Annotated in this window: 15 protein-coding genes and 3 pseudogenes; 6 read left to right on the top strand and 12 right to left on the bottom strand. The window is 59.8% G+C overall.

Annotation, left to right across the window (positions count from 1 at the left end):
• The first annotated feature begins 5 nt into the window (after positions 1-5).
• The 3 genes from BCA01S_RS36025 (at position 6) to BCA01S_RS39365 (ending at position 1,877) form a co-directional block, all read left to right on the top strand.
• A complete protein-coding gene (locus tag BCA01S_RS36025; RefSeq protein ID WP_042320257.1) occupies positions 6-731 on the top strand; it encodes a hypothetical protein in 726 nt (241 codons plus the stop codon).
• A 232-nt stretch (positions 732-963) separates the two neighbouring features.
• Positions 964-1,293: a hypothetical protein gene (locus tag BCA01S_RS36020; protein WP_042320235.1), complete on the top strand. Its 330-nt coding sequence runs from the start codon at positions 964-966 to the stop codon at positions 1,291-1,293.
• 209 nt (positions 1,294-1,502) lie between these two features.
• Positions 1,503-1,877, top strand: coding sequence for a DUF2442 domain-containing protein (locus BCA01S_RS39365; RefSeq protein ID WP_244146099.1), 375 nt, complete (start codon positions 1,503-1,505; stop codon positions 1,875-1,877).
• A 130-nt stretch (positions 1,878-2,007) separates the two neighbouring features.
• Here BCA01S_RS39365 and istB read toward each other — a convergent pair whose 3' ends face one another.
• The 4 genes and pseudogenes from istB to BCA01S_RS32475 form a co-directional block, all read right to left on the bottom strand.
• Positions 2,008-2,775, bottom strand: a complete 768-nt coding sequence (gene istB, locus BCA01S_RS32495; protein ID WP_027780447.1) for an IS21-like element helper ATPase IstB — start codon at positions 2,773-2,775, stop codon at positions 2,008-2,010.
• A 12-nt stretch (positions 2,776-2,787) separates the two neighbouring features.
• Positions 2,788-4,310: pseudogene (gene istA, locus BCA01S_RS36015) on the bottom strand (IS21 family transposase).
• 278 nt (positions 4,311-4,588) lie between these two features.
• A complete protein-coding gene (locus BCA01S_RS36010; protein ID WP_052369579.1) occupies positions 4,589-6,163 on the bottom strand; it encodes a PAS domain-containing hybrid sensor histidine kinase/response regulator in 1,575 nt (524 codons plus the stop codon).
• Positions 6,164-6,198: 35 nt separating this feature from the next.
• Positions 6,199-7,716: an ATP-binding response regulator gene (locus BCA01S_RS32475; RefSeq protein ID WP_052369577.1), complete on the bottom strand. Its 1,518-nt coding sequence runs from the start codon at positions 7,714-7,716 to the stop codon at positions 6,199-6,201.
• Between the two features lie 371 nt (positions 7,717-8,087).
• Between BCA01S_RS32475 and BCA01S_RS37645 the strand changes: the two genes are divergently transcribed.
• Positions 8,088-8,357, top strand: coding sequence for a DUF1214 domain-containing protein (locus BCA01S_RS37645; RefSeq protein ID WP_084167073.1), 270 nt, complete (start codon positions 8,088-8,090; stop codon positions 8,355-8,357).
• 185 nt (positions 8,358-8,542) lie between these two features.
• Here the strand turns inward: BCA01S_RS37645 and BCA01S_RS38295 are convergent, their stop codons facing one another.
• The 4 genes from BCA01S_RS38295 to BCA01S_RS36000 form a co-directional block, all read right to left on the bottom strand.
• Positions 8,543-8,689 carry a hypothetical protein gene (locus BCA01S_RS38295; RefSeq protein ID WP_156955166.1) on the bottom strand — a complete coding sequence of 49 codons (147 nt, stop codon included), beginning with the start codon at positions 8,687-8,689 and terminating at the stop codon, positions 8,543-8,545.
• Positions 8,690-8,893: 204 nt separating this feature from the next.
• Positions 8,894-9,268, bottom strand: coding sequence for a response regulator (locus BCA01S_RS36005; protein WP_042320233.1), 375 nt, complete (start codon positions 9,266-9,268; stop codon positions 8,894-8,896).
• A 275-nt stretch (positions 9,269-9,543) separates the two neighbouring features.
• A complete protein-coding gene (locus BCA01S_RS32460; RefSeq protein ID WP_156955164.1) occupies positions 9,544-11,355 on the bottom strand; it encodes a hybrid sensor histidine kinase/response regulator in 1,812 nt (603 codons plus the stop codon).
• A gap of 794 nt (positions 11,356-12,149) precedes the next feature.
• On the bottom strand, positions 12,150-12,812 hold the full coding sequence (locus BCA01S_RS36000; RefSeq protein ID WP_244146098.1) for a LemA family protein: 663 nt from the start codon (positions 12,810-12,812) through the stop codon (positions 12,150-12,152).
• 469 nt (positions 12,813-13,281) lie between these two features.
• Between BCA01S_RS36000 and BCA01S_RS32450 the strand changes: the two genes are divergently transcribed.
• Complete coding sequence (locus BCA01S_RS32450; RefSeq protein WP_027780443.1) at positions 13,282-13,920, top strand: hypothetical protein; 639 nt, start codon at positions 13,282-13,284, stop codon at positions 13,918-13,920.
• 65 nt (positions 13,921-13,985) lie between these two features.
• Here BCA01S_RS32450 and BCA01S_RS35995 read toward each other — a convergent pair whose 3' ends face one another.
• Complete coding sequence (locus tag BCA01S_RS35995) at positions 13,986-14,759, bottom strand: H-NS family nucleoid-associated regulatory protein (protein WP_042320227.1); 774 nt, start codon at positions 14,757-14,759, stop codon at positions 13,986-13,988.
• Between the two features lie 306 nt (positions 14,760-15,065).
• Positions 15,066-15,431 (bottom strand): transporter, encoded by a 366-nt coding sequence (locus BCA01S_RS32440; RefSeq protein WP_027780442.1) that lies wholly within the window; start codon positions 15,429-15,431, stop codon positions 15,066-15,068.
• A gap of 281 nt (positions 15,432-15,712) precedes the next feature.
• On the opposite strand from BCA01S_RS32440, the pseudogene BCA01S_RS35990 reads away from it, so the two are divergent.
• Positions 15,713-16,168, top strand: a pseudogene (locus BCA01S_RS35990) (alpha/beta fold hydrolase); the annotation flags it as partial.
• A gap of 369 nt (positions 16,169-16,537) precedes the next feature.
• On the opposite strand, the gene BCA01S_RS32430 reads toward BCA01S_RS35990, so the two are convergent.
• Together BCA01S_RS32430 and BCA01S_RS39690 are read right to left on the bottom strand one after the other, a co-directional pair.
• Entirely contained in the window at positions 16,538-17,617 is a 1,080-nt protein-coding gene (locus tag BCA01S_RS32430; protein WP_027780440.1) for an IS3 family transposase, read from the bottom strand.
• Positions 17,604-17,940: pseudogene (locus tag BCA01S_RS39690) on the bottom strand (hypothetical protein); the annotation flags it as partial. The gene BCA01S_RS32430 and the pseudogene BCA01S_RS39690, both read right to left, overlap by 14 nt.

Below are 17,940 nucleotides of genomic sequence, written 5' to 3'. Positions count from 1 at the left end.
AAAGGATGCCCACGGCGGTCGGCTCAGGAGGAGGGTTGGTGCGTTCGAGGCTGTGCCTGGGACTGTTTCTTTATCTTGCAACCCTCGATTCGACCGGAGCGTGGGCCAGTGACATCGAACGCCCGGCGGGCCGCCCACGAGTCCAGCGCGTCATCTTTGACCACACCATCGTCACCGACGAGTACGACGATATCGTCGCTAGAAAACAGGTGATGCCGAGCAGCGGAAAGCAACCATCGAGACAACTGACCCGATTTGAGCAGTTTCAGAACGCTTGCATCGACGCTCGTTGCGCTGACCGCGTGCTTTCGCAATGGGCAACGATGACGCATTTCATCGAAGCGAGATTCACATTCGCGCGGACTCCGGGCAAAGCTTCCGTACCGGACTTCGCGCCCGCCGGGTTTACGTCTGATGCAGGCGTTCCTCGTTTGGACGCGAACCCTCTTTCTGCACCGGTGGCATTGCCAACGTCTGAAGCATTTCTCCTGCGTCCAGACAGTGAGGCCCGCGCTGCTCTGCCGAAACGTGCCGCGAGTCATGCCCGCCCACCACAAGTCACTCTCCCGGCATCCAGGAAGGACGAAGCTGCGCGCGCAATGGGGCCGACCGCCGGACTGATAGCGCTCGTCCTTGTCGTTTTTTCACTCAGCGTGTTCGTTATCCGTCGAAACAAGAGCTTGGGAATAACTACAAACTATCGAAGGGTCCGTGGGAAGAAGAAGCGCTGAACTGGTCATGCACAGGCGTTTTGAAGCGCGATAGTTGAGATGAGGTCGGTCAATTCAGTCGAACATTGCCGCAGCACCATCGGCGGCGGCTGCAGCGATGGTTTTTGCCTATTGCCGGCAGGCAGTGTCTTATGCGCCTGTCCCGGAAACGCAAACAGGGTCAAATGTTGCGGCGCACAAAAATTTGCTACGATGTCTTAACTAGCAACGCCGCACTCATTGGAGCGCCGGAATGACGCACGACGCCGAAATTGCAGTCACCTTAATGAACCGCTGGCAGCGCTCAGGCGGAGAATCGGACAATCGGACATCGCATTTGCAGTTACTCCGCGAAGGGGGACTGTCGTTCGAAGCAACGCGCGCCGGTTTCAAAAATGCTGCAGCCGAATGGAGCCGCGTTGAAGTCGAATGCTTGACATTCACCGACGGCTCGCGCGCCCTGCGCCTGGTGCATGCGGAGCCGACCAGACTTCTGACTTCATGGTCGGCCGTGTGGCCGCTGCGACCAGTCTCGAGCTGCAGGTCTGTTAGCGTTTGTGATGGACAAGTCAACAATGACTGATGTAACGCCCGCTGGTGAATTGCCCTGTCATCTCCGCGCATAGGTAGACGTAGAGCGGCGAGCAGCGTTTCCCCCGTGGACCGGCCAGACGGTGCGCCTTCACTGACGCGAGGTGTGCAAATGCGACCGACTGACGCTCCACCATATAGTCCCCATGTGCTGACTTTGCGGATGCGCCCTATGTTGTCCGCGACGCAAGTGGATAAGACTTGACTCACCTGCATGGGAACGTCCGGCTGCCGTTGCACATTGAGCATTCTGGCTGGATTCTCGAACTACGTGCACTCTTGAGCGCAGCTTTGCCGCGACCTATCTTTAAGATGATTCTGATTGAGGAGGCGACCATGGAGCGCACTGCGGTGGACGTGCATTTTGACAGCGTGCACCTGTTTCTCGACATGTCCGAGGGTCCCGCGGTTCAATTCCCACTGGACTGGTTTCCCGTGCTGCAGGCAGCCACAGCAGCCGAGCGTGAACACTTTGCCATCTCGCTAGACCATGAGCAGATACTCTGGCCCGAAATAGATGAGGACGTGAACGTTCCAGCGTTGCTTTCATACCGACCCGAGAACATGGGTCGCTAGTGTTTTCGCAATTAGCTTTGCTGCCTGGGCCTCTCGCGTGCGTATTTCGGCGAACGTGACCGCCGATTTCGGGAACGTGACCGATTCGGCAAGGTCGGGCGTTGCGCGGTGTCGATTGTAGATTTCCTCGCTAGTTTTGGTCGAGTTCTGGTTCCAGCACGCTGGGCTTCGGAGATGCTTTTCTCAGCGATTCACCCGTCAGTTTGATGCGGTGATGACGCTGCATGAGGCGATCAAGCATTGCGTCGGCGATGGTCTCGTCGCCTATCCAGCCATGCCAGTGTTCAATTGGTAGCTGGCTGGTCACGATCGTGGCTTTGCCGGCAGATCGGTCATCAATCATCTCGAGCAAATCGTTTCGAACGATCGCGTCGAGCGGAGCCATTCCCCAATCGTCCAGCAGGAGAACATCAACGCGAGCAACCTGCAGCAACCATTTGGTGAAGCCGCCGTTGCCGTGGAGGACGCGCAGTTCCTCGCCGAGGCGCGGAACGCGTAGGTACAACGCGGAGTGCCCGCGTCGGCAGGCATACTGCGCGAGGGCGCAAGCGAGCCATGATTTACCCGCGCCGGTTGGGCCGCTAATGAGCAGGCTGTATCCCGACTCGACCCAGTCGCCGAGAGCTAGGCTCGTGAGCGAACGTGGGTCCACGCCTCGACCAGCGCGAGTGTCGAGATCTTCGATGACGGCCTGCGGATACTTCAGGCGTGCTTGCTTGAGCAGTCGGGTGCGGCGACGATCATCGCGCCAACTTGCTTCCCGGTCGACCAGCAACGACAGGCGTTCCTCGAAGCTTAGGGCCGCCGTTCCGGGCTGCGTTAGTTGCTCTTCTAATCCGTCAGCGAACCCATCCAGCTTCAGGGCGCGTAGTTGGCTCAAGGTTTGTTGCATCATCATGGCGGGTTCTCTTTATTGGTAGTAGCTGGGGCCGCGTACATGCGCGTGACTCGGACTGACCCATTCGACAGGCGTGGTCGCAGCCGCGCGGTCGCGGTTGTTGACCAGGATGTCGCGCACGTGGCGGTAACGATGCACACCCAGTTCGAGCGCCAACGCACACGCCGCTTCGAGACGGTCGCGACCATAGCGACGTGAGAGCGAGAGCAACCCAAGGCACGCCCGATAGCCGTGCTCAGGATGTCGCTGTTCCTGCAAAAGCCGCGCGACGAGAGCGCCGGTGGCGCCGCCAATCTGCTGACCGCAGTGGATAAGCCGCTGCGGAGTCCATTCGAGATGGGCGCGGTGTGCCGCCGGCATGTGCTCGACGACGGTGGTGTAGCCTCCCACGCGATCGTTGCGGGCATGGCTGGCCACACGGCGACCGCGATGCAACAACTCGATGGCACCCGCTGTGATGCGCGCATCGAGCTTGAGTCCAACGAGCGCGTGCGGAACGCTGTAGCGATGTTTATCGATCTCGATTGGTAGTCGATGTGGACCGTCACCGCTTTGAACCGCGCGAGTTCATACGGCTGCGCCGGCAGCGGCTGCAAGGCCGGCGCGTCCAGTTCGGTGAACGCGCTGGCGCGGCATCCCGGCAGCTTCTGAAACGGGCGCTCGTTCAAGTTCTTCAGTAGCGGGCGGATCGCGTCGTCCACCGACTGGACCGACTCGAACTGGCGATGACGCAGGCGTGCCATGATCCAACGTTCGACCACCTGAACCGCCACTTCAACCTTCGGCTTATCCTGCGGGCGATAAACGCGTGCAGGCAGAAATGAGGTGCCGTAGTGACGCGCGAAGTCCAGCACGGTGTCGCCCGCGCGAGGTTCATAGCGATCGGGATCGGCAATCATCGCGCGCGGGTTGTCCGGCACGATCAGTTGTGGGACGCCGCCGTAGAAGGTCAGCGCGCGGGCGATACCACTCAGCCAGTCCTCCATCGTCTCGGCCGGCGTGGCGCATGCGAATGTATAGCTCGATGCGCCCATGGCGGCCACGAAGATGTGCGCGCGGCGCCCTGTGGTCAACGGCAATGTGGGACCGGCGAAGTCGACGAATAGCTTCTCGCCAGCACGGTGGATCTGCCGCATCGAGCGCTTCAGCCGTTTCGTGAACGCCTTATAGTGCTCGCAGAACTGTGTATAGCGGTAGGTCTTCCGATTCGCGAACTCCGCTTGATATTCCTCCCACAACAACGTCAGCGTCACACCCTTGCGGCGCAGCTCTTGATGAATGCGACCGTAATCGGGCTGGGCATAGGCTGCTGGTCCGGTGGGCTTGCCAAGAAGCCGTCGCTCGAGCTCGCCTTCGTCCATATCACAGGCGCTCGCCCAATCCAGCCCGGCGGCACTCGCCAGTCCGACGTACTTCGTGACCACGCCCTTGGAAATGCCAAGCGACGCGGCGATTCGATCATGCGAGAAACCGCCGTCGAACTTAAGTCGTAAAACGTCCTTGATCATGCGCATATTCATCCGGTGCGCGGGCATGCTCTCTCCGGCAAAAGCCGGCAAGCATAGCTCGCGTGGTTGATGTCATGCGCAACGCCAGTCCTGTCGTCCGGTCCATTCGGTCACGTTCCCGAAACGGCCGGTCACGTTGCCGAAATCGCCGGTCACGATCCCGAAACGGCCGGTCACCTTCGTCCGAAATACGCATCTCGCGCATGCGCAGCCGGCGCGGACGACGCAAGCGTCGGCCTTTCTTGACCCGTCAGCCTTCGGGTCCGAGGTAGTCCGTAGGCGTGCCAATCACCGAGACAGGTCCCTCAACCCGCATGCTCTTTGCGCCTCATCTCGGCAAGGTCGACGACGCGTTCAAGTTCTTCCAAAGCGACAGGTTTTGTAAGATGCGCGTCAAACCCGGCCTCCCTCGTGCGTAGCCGGTCCTCCTCAAGCCCGAACCCGGTCATGGCGGCCACGACGAGGGCGGGGTTGCGCACGGCGGCCCGGATGAGGGGGATGGCTTCATATCCGCTCATTAGCGGCATGGAAAGGTCGAGGAGTATCAGGTCGGGACAGAACTCCGCAGCGACCGAGATGCCTTCCGCGGCACCATAGGCCTTGCGTACCAGATGGCCTCCTGCTTCCGTAAGCATGGCCATACTGTCAGCAGAGTCTTCGTTGTCGTCGATTACGAGCACCTTCAGGACCGTTCGGGCCGCCGACGTTGGAGGACTGTTGGTCTCGGGCGCCTCCGCGACCTGGTCCAACGCCGGAAGCCAGATAGTAAAAGTGGCGCCGTTTCTTCTGCCAGCGCTCGCGACTTCAATGCGCCCGCCGTGAAGTTCAACGAGAGAGCGAGCAAGCGTGAGCCCGATGCCCAAGCCACCTTCATCCCTTGCGGACGCGGGGTCCTTTTCCTGCGCGAAGAGGTCGAATACCCGGTCGAGCGCATCGGGGTTGATGCCTCGGCCAGTGTCCTTTACCCGCAGCGCAATGAGCCGTTGAACCCGCACAAGGTCTACGCTGATGAGCCCGCCTGCCGGCGTGAACTTCGACGCATTGTCGAGCAGGTTCTGGAGCACCTGAACGAGCCGGGTCATATCTCCATGGACCATCAGCGGTTCAGAAGGCATTTGAACATAGAGCGTCTGGGACTTGCCGTCGGCTTTTGGCTGTACGCCCTCTACTGCACGCTGAACAACTTCCTGCATTACGATTGGCGAACTGGATACTTGCACCTTCCCCGTAGTTATCCGTCCGGCGTCCAGCAGGTCGTCGACAAGCCGGGTCATCTGCGTCAGTTGCCTGTCAATAAGGTCACGCGTCGTCTGCACGACTTGCGGGGTTGGTGCCTCGTGACGATGAAGGACGCCAACGGCATTTCTGATTGGCGCAAGGGGATTCCGAAGCTCGTGGCCTAGCATTGCAAGGAACTCATTCATGCGACGCGTAGTTGCTTCCAGTTCCTCAAGCCTTCGGCGCTCCGTCATGTCGCGTACGACTTTCGCAAACCCCGACAAACTGCCATTTGGGTCGCGGATGGCGGCGATGACAATGCTTGCCCAGAACAGCGAGCCGTCCTTGCGAACGCGCCATCCTTCCTCCGAGTATTCGCCGGCTGCAAGAGCGTTTTGCAAAACCTCTTCTGGATGTCCTGCTGCAACCTGGTCAGGCGGATAGAAGAGCGAGAAATGGCGACCTATTACCTCGCCGGCAACATATCCTTTCAGCCGCTGCGCGCCCCGGTTCCATGTCATCACCATCCCCGTTTCGCTAAGACGGAAAATCGCATACTCGCTAACAGAATCGACAAGGAGCCTGAATGTGGCGTCGCTTTCATGTCGCCCTTCCCGTTGCGCGGTGAGGCCGTCGCCGGTCGTCTCACTAGTGCTGTCCATTTGATGACCCCATGTCTTTTGGCTAACATCAGCAGCTAATGCCGATGTTTTGCCAGCAACTCCACCAGCCTTTGCGGAGCTACCGGTTTGCCAAGGTGCTCGTCGAAGCCCGCAGCGCGTGCGCGTTCGCCGTCTTCATCCCGGACGAAAGCAGTGACCGCAATTGCCGGCGTCCGATTGCCACTTGCACGCAGACCCACCATGAATTGATGACCGTCCTCGCCTGGCATGCTGATGTCGGAGAAAATCACATCGACCGCGCGCTCCGAGAGGATTTGGCGCGCCTCCGCAGCAGAGTTCGCCCGATACGCCACCACCTGCTCGTGTTCAAACAGCATGGCGAATGCGTCCCGCGTATCTTCGTCGTCATCGACCACAAGTACAGACATTCCTGCAACTGGCGGTCGCGCTTCGCTTCCGTCATGGCTAGATGCAGGAGCAGCAGCGGTGGCGAGGCGGCCCGTTTGCAAGGGCAGTCGAACGGTGAATGTCGCTCCTCTCCCAACACCGTCGCTGAAAGCCGTCACACTGCCGTTATGCATGGCGACGATGCTTCGCGCGATGGCCAACCCTAGTCCTAAACCGCCGTGCTTCCTAGTGGTACTGCTGTCGACCTGCGCAAACGGTTCGAAAATCGTATTGAGGAGGTTCTTTGGTATTCCCTCTCCTGTGTCCGTGAGCGACACGTCGGCATAGCCATCGACCTCCCGCAGTTTGACGGTGATATTGCCGCCGCCCGGCGTGTACTTGAGCGCGTTGCTCAAGAGGTTAGCGAAGACCTGACGAAGTCGCGTAGCGTCTCCGGGAACCAATGAGCCAACGCGGAGGTGGTCCGTGATGGTCACGGTCTTTTTCTCGGCTAGAGGTCTCAGGGTATCGAGTTCCGCGTGGATTGCATCCGCAAGGTTAATAGGGGCCTTCCTGACGGCCAGCTTGCCTGCGGTAATCCGGCTAACGTCCAGGAGGTCATCGACGAGTCGGGTTTGCGCAGCAATATTGCGACGGATGACGCTCACGCCGTGTTTTACAAACTCTTCATCACTACCTCGACGCTCCAGGAGGTCGACCCACGCCAGCACCGCGGTAAGGGGGGCGCGCAGTTCATGTGAGACAGAGGCGATGAAGGTATCTTTCGTGTCGCTTGCGTTCTGCGCCATTTCCTTCTGCAGGCGCTCTCGTTCAAGCAGGCGGTCACGCTGCGCCTGAAGCTGTTTCTGCGCGGAAATATCGATGGTAATACCGTCAAAGCGCGTCGGCTTACCACTCGCGTCGAACGTGGTGCGTCCCTTGGCGCGAATCCAGCGCATATCCCCGGTCGGTGAGAGAGTTCGGTACTCAACGTCGTATGGCACATTCGCGAACACTGCAGCCAGGATTTCCCTGCGCGTTCGTTCCCGGTCGTCGGGATGCAACCGTGCATAGAACAGGTCGAAGTCCACCTCGGCGTCATGACGCAGCCAGAAGTGCTCCTTGCACTTGTCGTTCCAGACGATTTCATGCAAGGGAAACGGGCAGGAAAAAGTGCCAATTTCTGCTGCCTCGATAGCTGACACAAGTCGCTCTCTTGCGTCTTCTCCGCACTCAGTCGGGGGTTGTTGATGAGGGAGTTTTGGAGTCGGCCGATAGCTCATGACTTTCTGATAGGAGATTGACCGAGCGAGGCCGGGCACGACCTCGCCGCTATGACCGTTGCTTACGCCACCGTACTAAAGGCGGTGCTGGACGAGTCGACTCAAGACGGGACATTGGAAGCCTTTCAGGCGACAGCAAAATTTGGGCCTGGGCTTGGGGCTCTCGCATGGAACCCGTTTCGTCATCACGGCAGACGCCGTCAATTTCTGGCAAACGGTAGCCGCGCCGCAGCGCAGCGCCTCAAGTCGACGGCACATACCTGGAGCGCCCCGCGTCGGCCAGAAACTGACAGATGGACGGCCCCGGCAGGGCGTGCGTCGGCACACCACCGACGACCGGCTTTGTTGTCGCCGACAGCGGCCGACGCCGTACCAAAGGCTTGAAATGCGCTGTAGATGGTTCGCTCGACATCTACGTCCAGCATGATTCTCCGGGCAAGCATAAGGAGTCAGACTGGCTGCCTGCCCCGAGAGGTCCCTATGACTTCATCGCGAGGATTTGCGGTCCTTCCAAGCCGGTGTTCGATGGCACATGGAAGTTTCCTGTTGCGCAAAAGCCATGACCCCCAATGGATGAATCGGAGTCCTCGATGCGAAGCGCTGGATGCTACGTATATATGCACCGAGCGCGGACGAGGCGTGGACGGCCTGCGGCTGAATTCCAGCTGCGTTGGGACCGGCTCATGGCTGTCCGACGAAGATGCCTACCCATCACACAAGGGGCCGGGATTCGCTGTAACGTGGGAAATCACTGCTGCGGCTTAGCGACGAAACTGGTGAAGCCACCGTTACGGCCGCCGAGTGTTGATAACGCCTCATTGACGCTTCCAAGTGGGAAAGCTGTTGTTTCGAAAATGGAGAGGTCGCGCAAACCGCACGCGGCCAGGTCCGCCATACCCCAATTCGTGGGCCTTTCTGTCGCCCTGCTGACGTTTGGCATCAATGAGCCGGCGCGGGAGCCGTGGAGACAGCAGGTCAATCTGATTGTCTGGGACAGCGTCAGACAGCTCGGCACGCGATATTGGCGAACGGAAGACGTAACTTCGCAATGGGAATCGACGGGGCGCCGACGAGACGCGCTTTGCTCTTTACTAACAGTTCAGGTACGCGTCGTAGTCAGCCGTTGTGCAATAAACAAATCGACTGTGTGCATCAGCAGGTCTATCGGAGCCGGCTTGCGAAGGAAAGCAGCCCAGCAGCGTGGTTCATCCGGTGGTTCCGGCATTGCGGACAACATGACGACCGGTATGCCGGCGAAGGCCGGCTGGTACTTGAGACGGCGGCATAGCTCTGCGCCGTCCATTTCAGGCATTTGCCAGTCAGTGATAACAAGTTGTGGAATATGACGGGCGGCCTTCCGCAATGCGTCGTATCCATTCTCGGCGAGCACTACGTGATGGCCGCCGCTTTCCAGGGCCAATTGTAGAGCCCATCGGTTTTCAAGGTCATCGTCTACAAGGAGTATGGTAGACATTGCACGCCACGTGTCGCAGCATTACATATGTGGCGCAACCGCTGTGCCCGACGGGAGCCTGCTGCGGGGCCCAAGCATTACCTGGCTGAGAGTTGCGCACTTACTGACACGGCAACGTCGGCAGGATGCCTATGCCCAAACCTGACGAATCGCCACCGCATAGACGCCGGTACCCGGTCGGGTCGGCCGCAGCTCACTTCCTCTTCTCTTACCCCGTTTGGTCACGATGGTTCCCGCGCGAGCTGTCGCTCACTACGAGCCGAAGTCCTGTGTCTTCAGGGGCGTTTCCCCACGCTCGCGAGGATAGAAGTAAGTGCTTGCATATCGACGGGTTTTGCCATGTGACGGTCAAAGCCAGCTGCAAGCGCTGCCACGCGGTCGTTCTCCGACACGTCTCCCGTCAATGCGACGAGCTTCAGATGTTTAAGGGCTGGCCGAGTTCGTAGCTCTGCCGCCAAAGCAAATCCATCCACATAGGGCATATTGACGTCGATGAATGCTACGTCGGGAGTAAATCCATCAAGGGCGGCAAGTGCCTCATCCGCGCTCGTCGCGGTCTGGACAATATGTGCATCAAGCTCAAGCAGAAGCGCCAGCGAGTCAACCGTATCCCTGTCGTCATCCACCACGAGGACGCGGCAGGGCGCCGGGCAAGGTGCCATCCCATGAGGCTGCGTACCAGACGAGTCGGGGCCGCGCGACAACGGCAGACGAATGGTCACCGTCGTTCCCGAGGACGACTCGCCGCTTCGGACCGCGACGGTGCCGCCGTGCGCCTCTACCAGATATTTCACCAGGGCGAGCCCGATTCCGAGGCCGGCTTCCGTCGAAGGAGAGCGGCTACCGCGCTGGGAGAATATGTCAAAGATGTGAGGCAACGCCGGCGCGGATATCCCATAGCCTTCGTCGACGACGGTTATCAACAAGGTTGGCTCAGTCGACGTCCCGGAGGGGGCCGCCGGAACGTCGACAGCCGCAGTCAAAGTTATTTGGCTGCCATCTGGTGAGTACTTCGCAGCGTTGCTCAATACGTTGACAAGCACTTGGGTAATACGGCCGGAATCGACGTAAACCAGCACCGCATCAGCCGGCGCGGTGACTTTAAGCATGTGCTTGCGCGCCTCCATTTGCGGCCGGACAGCGGCAATTGCATCATTCAGAATGTCTGCCAGGAGGCTGTTCTCTGGCCTGACCGTGACCTTGCCCTGCCGGATTCTGGACGCGTCGAACAGGTCGTCGACAAGGCGCTGCAACCTGTGGAGCTGACGTTCGGCAATACCGAGCGCCTGCTCCGCCTGTTGTGATTGGAGTTCCAGACGTCCCAGACATTTGATGGCGCTGTCGATGGGGGCAATTGGGCTGCGCAACTCGTGGCTTAGTGTCGCTATGAATTCGTCCTTACGAGCCTCCGCTTCGCGCAGGGCAGACTGGGCAGTTTCGGCCTGAATGGCCCGACTTTCGGCTAGCGCCTTCATGCGCGCCACATGCATCGTCGCGCCGGTGAAATCTGCGAGGCTGGTGAGCAATCGCAGGTCCTCGGCATCGAAGCGAACTTCAGGACGTTGCGACATCACCCAGATTGCGCCCCACGCGTCGTCCCGGACAGGAATTGGCACGAGCAACGCCTCGACCACGGGCGGGGACAGCATCTCGATGGATGGAAAGAAGCGCTGTGGCGTTCCGAAGAGCTCTGGTTTGCCCATTGCCAGCGTAACGCCGCACAGGCTGTCGTCGAAGGGCCGGTGAGTGTTGAGAAAGGGCACAGCCTGCCCCGCGAGAGCCGCCCACCGGAAGCTGGCAGGCCGGTCGGGCGGGGACTCGAGTACGCTGATGCCTGCGCTGTCCGCACGACACAGCCGCGCAGCTTCGCGTGCAAGCGTATCAAACATCTCTGTGTCCGACGTGGCCAGTGCATGGGCGAGTTGGCCCAACACCTTTGCCTCTGCTTCATAATCCGCATGCCGACTTACCCTCGAATACAGTTCTGAAGTTATGAGCGACTGGCGATGGGTGTCGCGGATGCTGTCCGGCTTCGGGATGGTCATAAGCTGAGTAAGGGTTTTCAGGAATGCGTTCCGCTTTGGCAAGGTCCGGATTCGATGGACCCAACAACAATCATAGGCGCTTGCGACCGTATTTTGGTTTTAAAGGACCGCGCCAGGTACCTGCTCTGCTGAATGCGCCCAACAGAAATGCGGCAATGCGGCAATGCGGCAACGTGACCATGTGTTTGCGTGCCCTCACACAGGGCGGGGAAGAAAAAGGCAAACGCCTGACGGCGCGTGTTTCCCACCCTCCGACGCGCCGACCACGTCCGCATCGCCGGTGAAGACATCCAATGCGGCGCGTATCAATGCCGTTATGTGGCGGATGCGCCTCGTGAATACCGCGTCGAGGAGCGTGCGCCCCAAGACGGTTAGGCTCGGACTATAGTTCGACCGACCCGATTCCGGCCGAGGCGTTTAGCTTTGTAGAGCGCACGGCCGGAGCGATAGAACGTCTCGTCCAACCTATCCCCCGCGAGACACGTGCGCAATGCCAGCCGATACGGAATACCCCATCTCTTTGCTCGCAACGCTTAGCATATTTCGGCTCAGCGCCGCACGCCGCATTCATTCAACCACCCGCAGTGCCTCTGCTGCTGTTGTCAGACGCATCACCACAGGAATTCCTCGCCTCCGATTCGCCCAATAACATCGGAGCGTCGGACCAGCTTCGGGCCACGTTGGCAGAATCGCAGAGGGCAGTATCTCCGCAAGGAGTCCGTGATCGTCGTTGATGTGCGCATTGACTCAGGTTTTTTGTTACCGAGCTAGGCTCGTTGCCTCAAGTATTTTGCTACCTGTCAGACGGCTAGCGGGGCGACTTATGACGAGGCGGCTCAGCATGACAACAAGACGGGAATTGATCGAGGCAGTCGGCGAACCCTCGCTGCCTTCAGGATGTTCAATTGGTCGCTCCACTCGCCGGGCGTCGGCGCTGTATCGAAATTGACCTGCGGAGGACGGGAAATGTCTGCTTCGTTCGACACAGAGAAGTTCGGTTTCTCCTTATATCCGAACACGCTGGCTGTGAGATTCGCCGGGAACGACCGCACTGTAGTGTTGTAGTCCTGAACAGCCTTGATGTACCGGTTTCTGGCAACTGCAATGCGACTCTCGGTCCCTTCGAGCTGCGCCTGCAGGTCGCGGAAATTTGCGTCTGACTTCAATTGCGGATAATTCTCGGACACGACCAGCAGCCGTGATAGCGAACTCGTCAACTGGGCTTGCGCCGCTTCAAATTTCGCAAATGCTTGCGGGTCGTTGATAAGCTCCGGGCTTGCCTGCACCGAACCCAGTCTCGCGCGGGCTTCCGTCACACGCATAAGCACTTCTTTTTCCTGGCTCGCATAGCCTTTGACTGTATTCACGAGGTTGGGGATGAGGTCCGCGCGACGCTGATACTGGTCCAATACCTCAGACCAGCTCGCCCTCACCTGTTCGTCCTTAGTCTCGATAGCGTTGTAGCCGCAGCCGGAGAGTCCCAGCACGACCACCGTCATCAACCACGTCAACATTGCGCGCGTTGGAAAGAATGAGACGCGCTTGCCGACCTATAAGTCCAGGTCCGGGACTGATGTGCAACGACCAGTCCACGTCGCTCCGAATCGAGGCGCAGATACATTGGCGCTGCTTTAGTGCCAGCGAGCTATCGTCTCCAAGCAGCGCAGCGAGCCAGTAGAGTTTCGCGCTCCAAACGTCGGCTAGTGGTCGGCAATCAAAGACCGGGCGCGGGCCACCAACTCACGCAACTAGGTTAATGGCGGCAGCATTCGCCAAACCTGAGCAATCGTCCTTTGCATCACGCACCGTGACGTCGCCTGAACCGCACATAACTAACCGCCCTCTCAGAACACGACGGGCCTATGAACCCACGCTTTGGGGAACAGGGCCTCGCCATGCCGGGCCGTCAGGCAACAGCAGCGGCGAGGTATCATCGTTCTCATCACTCACCACAGGACGCCAAATCTGATGTCTGTAGATTCCAGCTGGTTGGGCCAAATTGAACGTGAGTGGGCACAACTTCGCCAGGCCGACCCGGCGCTCGACGTGGAAAAGTTCTTCCGGCACATTGTGTCGGCAAACAAGGTTGGATTTCTTTCACTTGAATCCATCGCGGCTATTGCGAATGGCCTGCTCACAAGCCCGCTGTCGGGCGCACCTTACCTCGGCCGGCGACTGCTCGAACGGGTTGGCCCCGACCGGCATCCATCCCTCCGGGTCGCGCTTGCGCTGTCTCTTGTCACGGAGAGCGGCGGGCCTGCGGACTACGAGGGAGGGCACGTCATTCTGGGCGATGTGCTTAAGGACTATACGGCGAGCGACCCGCTGCGCGGCATGGCGGCAGCAGCTCTTGCGGACAGTGCGCGGCTTGGTCGCGGCATGGACGCCGACCTCGATATGGCCAAGGACATGTATTCCACGGCACTGGAGCTTGGATACCGGTCGGCCGCGTACAACCTTGGTTTGCACTGGGAGGGGTACTGGGACAGAAGTGCTCCCGGCGACGTCGTCCCCGACAGCACAAAGGCGGCACAGGCCTACAAGCGCGGTGGTTCGAACGCAGAATGTGCCGCCCGTCTGGACGTATTGCGGACCCGCTCGAGGTAAGCCACGTCAATCGCGCGCGCCGACGCGGCGAAAAGCGAGCTCTGTGCGCTCGCTTTCACGGTCGCTTAAGCAGCCGCAGCTTCGGGCGCGGCCGCGACGTTTGTCGTGGCGCGCACCTTTCCGGCAACAACCATTTTTTTCGCCGTTGCCTTCTTCGCTACCGCCGTCTTTGTCGCGGCCTTCTTGGCAGCAGTTTTCTTCGCCGCCGTGGCTTTCTTGGCAGCAGCCTTTTGTACCGGCTGTTTGCCCGCCGCGGCCGCACCCTCAATCAAAAATTTGCTGCGGTCCTTGACGTTAGCAATCCAAGCCGGCGGCCGTGCACGTCCGCTCCAGGTCGCGCCAGTCTTGGGGTCACGATAGAGCGCCGGCTGCGGCCCGCGCACATAGTTGCCAACGACTTTTGTTCGGCTTGCACTCTTCGACGCCGTCTTCTTGACGACAGCCTTGGCTTTGCCCGCAGTCCCCTTCGACACCGCCACCGTCGCTTGCGCACCACCGGCAATCAAGAATTTACTGCGGTCCTTGACGTTAGCAATCCACGCCGGCGGCCGAGCATGACCACTCCACGTCTCTCCGGTTTTGGGGTTGATGTACTTGGGGGACAACTTGCCCTTAGTCTTACCCGTTGCTTGGACCGCGTTCTTCGCAGCCTTGGCGCCCGGCTTGGGTCCACGCTTTTTGCCACCAGTGTGCGCATCGATGTCGGCAGTCGTTAGACCGTGCTCCGCCATCAAGTTTTTAATCTTATCGATAACAGCACTCGACTTTTTCGCGAGCAGCGCATCCGCTTGCGCCTGCAGTCTTTGAATTTTTGCTTGCAAGGATTCCAGTGTCGTCATTTGTCGCTTCTCCCATTGAAATGCCAGCACTATGCCACGCCGCCGGATTGTCAACCACATCCGTCGGGTTGTGACTAATCGGCCATAGCTAGCCCAGGCGAAGCAGGGCGACGTAGCGCTTATCGAGGCGGCGTGACAACGACGTACTGCACTTGAGCGCCTATGAATTGGGGTTGATACCAATTCGGCCCGCACTGCTGGCAAGCGACGCCATTGACGACAACACTATTGCAACTAGGCGGTACCCGCTTGCGACGCTGGACCAATGCTGCGCCCGATAACGATGGGTATCATAGGGCTCTCCGATTACTGGAAGGTCGCACTAACCGCGAGTTCAACGGCATTGCCTTTCGGGCGGTTGCTGACGGCGAATTCATTAACCCAGCGCAGCGATGCGCTAACCGGCGTCTTGCTCACCTTGCCCGACCACGTCGCCATCGGGCCGATACCGACAGCGTGACCGCTTGCTCCGCCGGTGACGTTGGCCAGCCCTCCGGTGTCCTTCCCTAATTGCTGGACCCAGCCGGGGATGACGCCGACGCCCCAGCCTCCGGTGAATCGCTTCAGCGCTAGCACGTCGAGAACATTGAGGGGAGCGTTGTGGTAATGCGTATCCTTATTAACGGTGTAGTGCTCACCTTGGCTTAGGGCGGCCCTTTTTCTGCCTTGCATGCTTGGCGGTATGACTCCCACCGCCGCGGCTCGCAACTACAGCGATGCGCCGTCGCGAAAACGGTCACTCAAGCGCCTTGGCGTGCGCTACCGAGGGCGCTTCCGTCAGCTAGCCCATGCATTAACGTCAGCAACGGCACGGAAGAACTCCTCAGGTGCCTCCTGCGGCAGGTTATGTCCTGCGCCATGCACCACACGCTTCTCGTGACGGCCGGTGAACCGCCTCATTGCGTCGCGTCCCGCGCCGAGCTGCGTCACGCCGTCGGCATCGCCTTCAGGCGATGGACCGGGCAGTGCTCGCCGGATACGACTGGGGCGGAAGAGCAGCGTGTGTCGTCGCTGCGCTCTATCCGGAAAGAGCCGTAGGCTTGGTATCAGCGAATGGTTATGCCATCCAGAACATAGCCGCTGCTATGAAACCCGCAGACCCCGAGGAAGAGCGGCGCCTCTGGTATCAATATTATTTTCATGGCGAACGGGGACGAGCTGGGCTGACAGAGAATCGCCGCGAGTTATGCCGCCTGCTGTGGTCGCTGGGGTCGCCATCCTGGCGCTTCGATGACGCAACATTTGCCAGGACCGCAGCCGCGTTCGACAACCCCGACTTCATTGAGGTCGTCATTCATTCGTACCGGCATCGGTTCGGCCTGGTCGCCGGTGACCCTGAGTTCGAAGAGATGGAGCGCCGCCTAGCCTCTTTGCCTTCAATTAACGTGCCGACGATTACGCGTCAGGGCGTCGAGCAAAGCAAGCAAGTCCGCTCCCATCGCCGCCTGCTGGCCGGAGCGAATGGTTGTCGGTGACTGGAACCGAGTCGCGCCATAACCGCGCAGATAGGGCGTTATGACGCGAGCGCCCTCAGCTATTAGGCGTTGACCGACGTCGTCGTAGGCGTGGATATCGTAGGGAAAGCCATGGAGCAGTACCACCGGCCATCCCGACGAGCTGCCTTGCTCGTCATAGGCGATTACAAGGTGTTTCGTCTGAACTGTTTTCAGCATGGAGTCTTCCTCGACACTTCGTTGCTTATGGGAAGTATTGTCTAACGGGGAGTACGAGACCAGGTCGGAAAGTTTCAAGCTAGTTGTCGCCTCAACGAATAAATTTCAGGCGGCCTTTCTCTCCTGGTTAGGGCGTTGTGGGGCGGCACCCTGGTTGTCAATGTGATCCGGGTTCAGATGCACTGCATCTACACGCTGCCAGTTGCGCTTGCGGCGTTTCCATCGTAGCGGATTGCGCTGCCGGGCGCTCTCGTAGAGCGCCGCGCGTCGGTCCAGGATGTCCTGATCGAGATTCGCATGGCGTTGCGCTGGCGTCACGAACCGGATCGCACTGTGACGATGTTCGTGGTTGTACCAGCGCACCAGTGCGCCCACCCAGGCGCGTGCGGCAAACAGGGTGTCGAACGCCTTGAGTGGGTAAGCGGGGCGGTACTTCAGGGTCTTGAACAGCGACTCGGAATAAGGGTTGCCGTTGCTTACACCCGGACGACTCAACGACGGCATGACACCCAGCGCCTGGAGGGTGGCGAGCATCGTCGCGCCTTTCATCGGGCCGCCGTTATCCGAATGCAGAATCACCTGATCGGGCTGTATCGCTTCGCGTGCGCAAAGGTCCCGGAGGACTTCGCTGGCCAGCGCGCTGCGTTCCTCGGCGTAGACCTGCCAGCCGACGATCTTGCGACTAAATACATCCAGAAACAGGTACAGATAAAAATACTGTCCGCGGATCGTCGTCGGCAAATATGTGATGTCCCAGGAAAACAACTGGTTCGGCGCGTCGGCACAAACCGAACGGGGTTTGCTGCGAGCGTGGGCCGGCCGTTCGCTGCGCCGGTGGGCGAGTTGCTTCTCGGCCTTCAGTACCCGGTAGAACGTCGATTCGGAGGCGATATAGCGTTGCTGGTCTGCCAGTCGCGGTACGATCGGGCTTGGCGGCAGATGACCGAATTCGGGCGAGTTCGCGACCGCCAGCAGCTCGGCGCGTTCGTCGGCAGAAAGCTTATGGCGCGGCTCATGGTGCCGTAACGAGCGCCCGTCCACCGCGTCAGGTTCGCCGCGTTGCCAGCGTTGAACGGTCCGGGCACTGAGCCCCAGAATGTTGCACGCGTGTGCCTGGCGAGCCCCGGCCAGGGTCGCCTCGCTGATCAGGCTGATCAATTCCTTGCGCTCTTCAGGGGCCGTCATTCGGCCTCGCCCTCGAACAGCGCGCGGTACTTTTTTGCAGCACCAGTAGCGCTGCAGCTTCAGCCAGCGCCTTCTCCTTGCGTTTCAACTCGCGCTGCAGCTGGACATTAGCCTGTTTCAGATCCCGTACCTCCTGCGCGTTCTCGCGCCGGCTGCCGGTTCCACTGGCAGCACAGAAGTCTGCTCGCCATTGAACGAGATGATGCGCAAACAGGCCGCGCTCCCGACACCAGCCGTTCAATGCTTCGCCCACCAGCTCGTGACTCTCCTGCAAGGCCATCAGACGCTCTTCCAGCGACCAGTCTTCCGGACGTCTTGCGTCT

It is taken from the genome of Paraburkholderia caledonica NBRC 102488, from assembly GCF_000685095.1.
Lineage (GTDB): Bacteria > Pseudomonadota > Gammaproteobacteria > Burkholderiales > Burkholderiaceae > Paraburkholderia > Paraburkholderia caledonica.
This window is presented reverse-complemented; position numbering and strand designations above follow the sequence as displayed.